This is a genomic window from Streptomyces sp. A012304 (assembly GCF_026008495.1).
In the GTDB taxonomy this organism is placed as follows: domain Bacteria; phylum Actinomycetota; class Actinomycetes; order Streptomycetales; family Streptomycetaceae; genus Streptomyces.
Map to the genome: position 1 here is coordinate 1 of NZ_BQUN01000086.1, position 7679 is coordinate 7679.

Annotated in this window: 6 protein-coding genes; 1 reads left to right on the forward strand and 5 read right to left on the reverse strand. The window is 70.1% G+C overall.

Annotated features, from left to right (window positions below; all coding sequences use genetic code 11):
• Positions 1-77: 77 nt before the first annotated feature.
• Complete coding sequence (locus ALMP_RS18115) at positions 78-602, reverse strand: AAA family ATPase (RefSeq protein WP_264929467.1); 525 nt, start codon at positions 600-602, stop codon at positions 78-80.
• 125 nt (positions 603-727) lie between these two features.
• On the opposite strand from ALMP_RS18115, the gene ALMP_RS18120 reads away from it, so the two are divergent.
• Complete coding sequence (locus ALMP_RS18120; RefSeq protein WP_264929477.1) at positions 728-1261, forward strand: NUDIX hydrolase; 534 nt, start codon at positions 728-730, stop codon at positions 1259-1261.
• Positions 1262-1282: 21 nt separating this feature from the next.
• Here the strand turns inward: ALMP_RS18120 and ALMP_RS18125 are convergent, their stop codons facing one another.
• From ALMP_RS18125 to ALMP_RS18140, 4 genes are read right to left on the reverse strand one after another with little or no spacing between them, the layout of a single operon-like run.
• Positions 1283-3127 carry a TniQ family protein gene (locus ALMP_RS18125; RefSeq protein WP_264929469.1) on the reverse strand — a complete coding sequence of 615 codons (1845 nt, stop codon included), beginning with the start codon at positions 3125-3127 and terminating at the stop codon, positions 1283-1285.
• 1 nt (position 3128) lies between these two features.
• The gene (locus ALMP_RS18130; RefSeq protein WP_264929471.1) at positions 3129-4394 is read right to left on the reverse strand and encodes an AAA family ATPase; all 1266 of its coding nucleotides are present in this window, start codon (positions 4392-4394) and stop codon (positions 3129-3131) included.
• Positions 4372-6642 carry a transposase gene (locus tag ALMP_RS18135; RefSeq protein ID WP_264929473.1) on the reverse strand — a complete coding sequence of 757 codons (2271 nt, stop codon included), beginning with the start codon at positions 6640-6642 and terminating at the stop codon, positions 4372-4374. Before ALMP_RS18135 ends, ALMP_RS18130 begins: the two co-directional genes overlap by 23 nt.
• Entirely contained in the window at positions 6639-7295 is a 657-nt protein-coding gene (locus ALMP_RS18140; RefSeq protein ID WP_264929475.1) for a TnsA-like heteromeric transposase endonuclease subunit, read from the reverse strand. The genes ALMP_RS18135 and ALMP_RS18140 overlap by 4 nt, the downstream gene beginning before the upstream one ends.
• Between the last annotated feature and the right edge of the window lie 384 nt (positions 7296-7679).

The following is a 7679-nucleotide window of genomic DNA, read 5'->3' on the forward strand; positions in this document are numbered from 1 at the left end:
ATGAGCCGAAGCACGGTAGTTGTCACATAGGCAGTCTTGTTGTCACCTGGGAGGTGCGGCGCCGGAAGGCCGTCCTCTCAACTCTTGACGGCCTCTGCGATCTGCTGGGCAGCCTGGGCGGGGGTTAGGTGCGTGGTGTCGACGACTTCCGCCTCGGCGTGCAGCCACGTGCGGGCCGCCTCGGCGTAGGGCTCGAGGTATCGGAGACGGAACGGGGAGTTGGGGCCGAGCACGGTGTCGCCCGCGATGCGCGCGCGGAGGGTGTCCTGGTCGGCATGGAGGACGAAGTGCCGGACCGGAAGCTCGTGCCGGGCAAGTCCCGAGCTGATCTCGCGCCAGTACTGCTCGACCAGGACGGTCATGGGCATCACCAAGGTTCCGCCTGTGTAGTCGAGGATGCGTCGGGCGGTTTCGACCACGAGGGGCCGCCATGGCGGCCAGTGCTGGAAGTTGTCCGTCGCGGGCAGTCCTGGCTTGATGTCCATGAGTGTCTCGCCGACCTTCTCGGCGTCGAACACCCGGGAGTCCGGGATCAGCTGCTGGACGAGCGCGCTGGTCGTCGTCTTGCCCGCGCCGTGGGTGCCGTTGAGCCATACGATCATGGACTTGACGCTAGCGCCGTGTGGGCCACGTGGACAGGCAGAGTAGAAGATCCGGTGCGGTCGATCAGGTGTGTGAGGACCGGGATTTCTCCTGGGTCAGCCTCTGCGGGCTCAGGGAAGCGTCAATGTCAGTGGGCTCTGCCAGGGTGTGCGTCGTGGATGAACTGGTGGAGCGTGTCGACGATCAAGATCGTGTGCTGGGGATGGTGGTCAGCCGCCGGCAGGCCATCCAGGAGGGTTGGCTGCACCGAGTCGCCGTGACGGTGTGTCGTGATGAGCGTGGACGGATCCTTGTCCACCGGCGGTCGGAGCAGGTATCGCGCTTCCCCGGGCTCTATGAGGTCGAGGTCGGTGGTGCCGCAAATGTCGGCGAGTCCTATGAACAGGCCGCCGCGAGAGAGCTGGCCGAAGAGCTGGGCATTCGTGCGCTGCCGCGCCTGCTGTTCACGTTCATCAACCGCAGCGGCTTGAGCCCTCACTGGCTCGGCGTGCACGAAGCCGTGGTGCCGGACGCCGTGGTCCCCGATCCCGATGAGGTCGCCTGGCATGGCTGGCTGACCGAGCCGGAGCTGCGGTCGGCTCTGCTGGAGTGGCGCTTCACCCCCGACAGCCACGAAGCCTTCCGTCGGTATTTGGCGTTCCGGACCGCGCGGTCCTGACCTCGCCCATCACGCTCAGGCTCAGCGTCTGTCGATCGCCTTGGCCAGAAGCCTGGCGTGGTCTTCGAGCAGCGGCTTGAGGGCGCCGTAGTAGGGCTGGTGGTCGGCTTTGTGGAGCCAGTGGAAGACGTTGTGCCGCTCTCGGGTCCAGACAGCGCGTAGCGCTGGATCGGGGGCGATGTGTGGCGGGCAGGGGGCGAAGTCGGGCTCGCCTTCGGTGGCGCGGGTCCAGATGTAGGCGCTGACGGCCAGGCGTCTGCGGTCGTCGCTGATGGGTTTTCGGTGGCTTGTGAGGACCGGGAGCTGAGCGAGGATGTGCTGCCAGTTCTCGGGTTCCAGGGTCCAGGTGGCGAGGGCCTCGCGTCGGCGCTGGTAGTCGATGACAGGGCTGGCGAGGAGTTCGGCGGTAATGGCGTCGAGGGCCTGTTCGAAGTCGCGGGCCGTACCGCTGGCGCGGAGATGGCGGTTCAGCAGCTGTGTGTAGCCGTTCCTCTTGCCCTGGGGGTTGATCCCGAGGAACTGGGCGGCTTCATCGAGGCTGCCGCCGCGTGCGCGCCGGACGAGGAAGACCGAGGCGCTGCGTCGGCGCATCTTGGGGGCGATGGCCGAGAGGAAGTTGAGGTGATGTTCGGCGAGCGCTTGGGGCAAGAACGCGGGGATGTGTTCGGGTTGCAGGCCGACGCCGGTGGAGGGGAGGCGGAGTCCGCCTTTGCCGGTGCGTCGGAAGGTGGGAACGATCGTGTCGGCGGCGTGCTGGAAGCGTTCGGAGCATGCGCTGCGGTGCTTCTTGAAGCTCTTGTCCCAGATCAGGTGCCGTGTGGGCGGGATCCCGCTGCGGGTCCGGTTCTCCTCGGGCGCGAGCGCGGAGAGCGCTTCGCGCAGGTCGTCGGCGGCCAGGAGGCGATCGGTGACCTGGAGGAGGCCGGCGCAGGCGAACGCGTCGACGGGCGCCCCGGTGGAGCGGTAGGGACGGGAGTCGGTTCCTTCATGGATGGCGAGGTGCTGGGCGACGGCTTCGGCGAGTTGGCGGGTGGTGCCGACCGGCTGGACGCGCGGCCAGCAGATCATGACCAGTCCCGCGAGCAGGATGAGCTCGGTGAAGTACTGCTGGGCCGGTTGTTTCGGACCGCCCGGCCGGAGTAGTCGAAGGATCTTGTGCTGAAGCGCGAGCAGGGCGGGTCCGGGCCGGTGATGGTGCAGTGGGTCGTGCGCAAGCGGTGCCCCGCAGGGGGCGCCGGGCCGGCTGGTCGGGATGTCCTGATCCGTGGAAGACCGGCAGTGGGCAGGGTGGACTCTGGAGGCGGCAGGACGGGGAAACAGCTGGGCTCTGCTGCTGAAGTTGACCGGTTTGTGGCAGTGGGGGCAGAGGTGTTCCAGGAACACCTCGTGGAGCGGGCAGGCGAAGACGACCGGAAGGCGCCAGAGGATCTGCCAGGGCCCGCCGTGGGCGTTCTGGATGTCGGAGCCGTCGCCGGCAAAGCAGCGAGGGCAGTAACGGGCGGTCGTGGCGAACAGCCATCCGTCCGTGTGCATGGAGTAGACCTTGCCGGCCCGCACGTTGGCGACGCTGCGGGCCGCCGGCGGATAGCGGGAGGCGAGAGGTTCCAGCGTCATCGCGCGGACCTCGCGGGGGTCCAGGCGGGTGGTGGCGGCGAAGTTCTTGATCTCGGCTGGGCTCAGCAGGGTCGAAAGCGAGGCCCGGGCTCGCCCGAGCCGGTCCTGTTCGGTCAGGCCGGTCAGCCGGGCGAGCTCGTGGGGCGAGATGTGCAGGCGGTGGGCCAGCCGCAGGACGAAACCGGCCAGGGACTCGCCCTTGAGAGGGTCGAGGCTGAGTCCGAAGGGCCGCAGCCCGGAGCTCATGGCCATATCAGTCACCTGCTGCCGGCCTGTTCCCGCGGTCGTCGAGGACCGTGTTGCGTCCGCGCCCGCGGGGCTTGGACTTCGTGGGCGGGGCGGTGTTCTGCGGAATGTCGGGGACCTCGCCGGCCCCGGGGTCGAGGTCGTCCAGGTTGCCGAGGTGGATCGTGGTCTTCGCGAGCAGTTCCGGGGTGAGGCGTTCTTCACCGGTGAGGATCGCCTCGGTGCAGCCGTCCTCGATCAGCCGCCGCAGCAGGCCGACGACACCGCGGGTGCGACCGAAGAGGTACTCGGGCATCTCGCCGCTGGTGAGCATGCCTTCGAAGGACCGCAGGAGCCGCAGCTGGTCCTCGATGCCGGCCAGGTGGTCGAGGAAGGCGGTGATGCCGGCCGGGGTGGAGTAGTCGAACGGGTCGAGATCGACCATGTCGAACCGGCGGCCGGTCTGCGTGGCCGCCGCAGTGCTGTGCCGCCCGCCTCGCCCGTGGTCGGGGAAGACCCACTGCCCGGTGCGCTGGTCGACGTAGGCGCCGCGCAGGAGGCCGGAGCCGGGGATGTCCACGCCGATCAGGATCAGGGTGACGTTGAGGTCCATCAGTTCGCGGATCAGGTCGAGGGTGTCCTGGTCGTCCTCGCGGTGGAGCCGGAGCCGGGTGATGTCGTCAATCAGCAGGGCGGTGGTGTGATGGTCACGGATCGCGTCCCGCACCGCTCTGACCAGGTCGTCCAGGGTTCCGGGGTGCGGATTGCCGTAGACGTTCAAGATCGCCTTGCAGAGGCCCTTGGGTGTCGCGCGGACAGGCAGGCGGCAGTAGGCGACGGGCACGAACACATCCCGGGTGCCAGGGGTGGGGCCGGGCAGCAGCTGGTGGTGGACCTCGCGCCAGACGTCCTCGAAGGACGCGGCCGCGTCGCAGGCGGTCTCGGTCTTGCCCTGGAACCCGCCGCCGTTGATCATCAGGCCGTCGCGGGTGCCGGGCATGAACTTCACCGCGTTGTTCTGCAGCCGGCCGCGCATCAGGTTGGCGACCCGCGCGCTCATCGGTGTCTCCTGCAGCCGCATGTTGACGTGCGTCGCGGTGCGGTGCAGGTCGTGCAGAGCCCGGCGCCGGAGGCTCAGGCTCTGGTAGTCCGCCGGCGTGAGCCGGGGAGCGGGCACGAAGGTGCCGCGGATCTTCCGCCACTGCTGCCAGCCTTCCCAGCGGGTGCGGTCCGGCGGCGGGCCGGCCCGCAGGAACGGGACGACCGCGTGCTCATCCGGCGTCGTCTGGTCCACCACGGTCCTCCTCCAGGTCGTCCTCGGGCAGGACGAACACGCTGCGGGCCCGGAAGCTGTGACCCAGCTCGGGCGGCGGGACGGGCGCGGGCCGGACCGTTTCCCGCCGTCGGCGCCGTTCCCCGGCGAGGGCGTCCTGCGTCTGGCGGGCCCGGCCCGGCCAGCTCAGCACCGTCGCCGTCTCCTTCCCGGCAGGCACTGGGACCGCGGCAGGCTGCGGGGCCGGGGCCGGCGGGCTCGGCGGCCGGTCGGCCTGCGCGGCCCTGGCCTGGTGGGCCTCGCGGGCGTGCTCGGTGCGCTGGGACTTCTTCAGCTGGGTCGGCCACTTGCTGACCGGGATGTGCGAGCCGATCAGCTCCAGCAGCACCGGCAGCAGTTCGGTGTCCGACTTCGGCTTCAGCCCGGCCGTCGCGGCCTTCGCGAGCAGGGCGCTGGCTCGCGCGTCCCCGAAGGCCGGCATCTGCCCGGCCCGGGGCATGCCCGTCCAGGGCAGCGGGTGCCAGGCATGGCTGAGCGGGTCCTGGAAGAACACCTGGCGCCGGTCCCGCGGATCACGGCGGATGAGCCACTTGCCCTTGTGCTTGCCGCCCCGCGTCGACAGCTCGCCGCGGTAGTCCCGCAGGACGTCGGTGTCGTCGTACCAAAGTCCGCGGATCTTCACCCCGCGGCGCTTGTCGATGCGGACGTAGTGAGCGGGCAGCAGCTCGTAGAACAGCTCCGGGGAGGGGATGTCCATCGCGAAGCCGGTCTGCGCGAACGACGCCGCGAACAGCGAGTTCGGACTGTGCGAGCCATCCGGATCCCAGGCCGGCGCGTACTCGCCCAGCTTGCGCTTCTGCCAGACGCCGACGATCCAGGTCGCGATCAGGTGCTCGAGCTGGTCGGCGGTCAGCACCGCGTCCGCGGCCGGGTCGGCTCCGCGGTCGGCGACGTCGACGCCGGTGTAGCCGATCAGGTGCTCGAACAGCAGCTGCCGGATCACGCCGAACGCCCGCTCGACGGCGGCCTTGTCGGTCGGCCGCAGTACCCGCGCGGGCAGAACCTGGCAGCCGAGCACCCGCTCGACCTCGACCAGGTGGTGGTTGCGATAGACCGATCCGTGGTCGGTGGTCACCGTCTCCGGGGTGAAGAACGGCAGGCCGGCCACCGCGTGCCCGGCGAACTCGGCCACCACCGCGGCGGGCAGGCCGGGGTAGGGCCATTCGAGGTCCTCGCCCCAGTCCGCCCGCATCGGCAGCGGCATCGTCACATCCCGCAGCACCATCGCGACGTCCACCGAGGTGTCGGAGACCAGCGTCAGCCGGAAGGCGACCAGCGAGTGCGTGCAGACGTCCAGGGCCAGGGTGAGGTGCATCTTCACCGGGTCGCCGAAGACGTGCTCGCGGACCATCACCGGTAGCACCGTGGTGTCCAGCGCGACGACCTGGCCCGGCCGGTGCACCAGGACGTGCCCCTCCGACTCCGGCAGGTCGGCCGAGCGTGCGTAGCGCTGCCGGGCGCCGCCGGGGCCGAACCACTCCTGCCAGAGCCGGCGCAGGGTGTCGTAACTGGGCACCTTCGTCTCGGGACCGAACTCCTCGCGGACGTACTGGCGGATCATGCGGTCCTTGGTCCGCATCGACACCTTCGCCATCCGCTGCGTCTCCTCGCGGACCGCCAGAACCGCCTCCCTCACCGGCTCGGAAACCGTGCGGGTTCCGCCGCTGCGGCGCAGCCACCGGTCGTCCGCGCAGCCCACCAGCCCGAACCGGCGGCGGGCGTTCTCCCACCGGATCAGCGTCCGGTAGCCGACCGAGCCCAGCCCCAGCAGCCTCGCGTGCTGCGGATCCAGGGCCGCGAGCTCCGCCACCTTCGCGTGCCGGCGCTCGGTGAGCGTCGTCGTCGCCGGATCGTACTCAGGCTTCGGCTCGCCCGGGCCCGGGTGGAACGGGTCGCCGGAGCGGAACCCGGTCGCCACCTCCAGCAGGTGGGCCATCCGCAGCTCGGTCAGCTCCAGCCGGCCCGCCTTCAGGTCCTCGGACGCCTTGCGCTGGCGGCCCCGGTCAGCCCCCGCCGCCGACGTCCGCGACGAGGACCGGCACTGCGGATGGTTGGCCAGGAACCGGAACGTCACCCGCTCGCGGGTGCCGTCGTCCTTCACTAACTGCACCCGCCCCAGGTGCGGCTCGCGCCGCTCAACCGTCCATTCCGTCCCGTCCAGCACCAGCCCGGCGCCGGGAGAAAGGTCCAGCACCGCCGCCGCGGTCACCGGCCCGCCTCCCCGGCGGGCATCACGAGCGAGCGGTCTCCAAGCGGGCAGGCCAGATCGACGCCCAGCTGCCTCGACCACAGCAGGTGTAGCAGCTGTGCCCGGGCGACCGGCTCGCAGCCCGTCGCCACCGCGAGCTCGCCGAACCTCCGCCCGCCCGCCGCCTCGGCGAGCAGCACCGGCCGAAGCCCCAGCGGATCGGACCTCAGCCGGCGCCGCGACGCCATCGCGTCCAGCCCTGCGAAGGCGTGCTCGCGCCAGCGGGCCGCTACCGCGTAGCGCCAGCCGCAGGCGACGGCCACCTCGGCGGCCGCGGCGAACGACTCCCGGTCCGCCTCCTTGATCAACGGCTCGGGGCGTACGTCGATCAGCCAGACGCCGCCGCGGGTCACCGCGAGGTAGTCAGGGGTGTGGGAGCGGCCCTTCCCGCAGGTGGCGAAGGAGATCTTCAGCGGCTGCGAGACGACGTCCACCACGTCGCCGGCGAAGTCCAGCGCCAGCAGCACCCGGCTCTCCTCCAGGCTCTCCGCACCGTGGTGCCGGCCGGTGCTGGTCAGGAACTGCAGGCCAGGACGGTGACGCTGGTCCCGGCGCCAGGTGAAGTGCCGCATCGGGTCGCTCGTGAGCACCGGCTCCTGTACGAGATCGTGCACCGAACAGGACGCATCGTCCCCGCCGACCCGCCACGAGACCGCCCACCGTCTCGTCCAGCCGCCGCCCAGATCCAGACCGGACCTACCCGCGACGACGTCCGTCGGCACGAAAAGGTCCTCCCAGCTGCACCGATGCGACCAGACGGACCCAGTGTCAGCGGCTTCGACTACCCTTCCCGACCCAGCACGTGTAGCGGCCATGAGCTCATCGAAGCGCCGCGGACGACCTCAATCTCCCGATCTTCGCTTCTGGTGACAGAAAGACTGCTGAATGAGCATCTGTGACAAGTCAGATGCCTCGTTGGTGACAACCAGGATGCTTCGACCGTCCCCATTCACCAGCTCAGCCGGTCCCGCAGGTGACAACTTCCGAGCTTCGGCTCA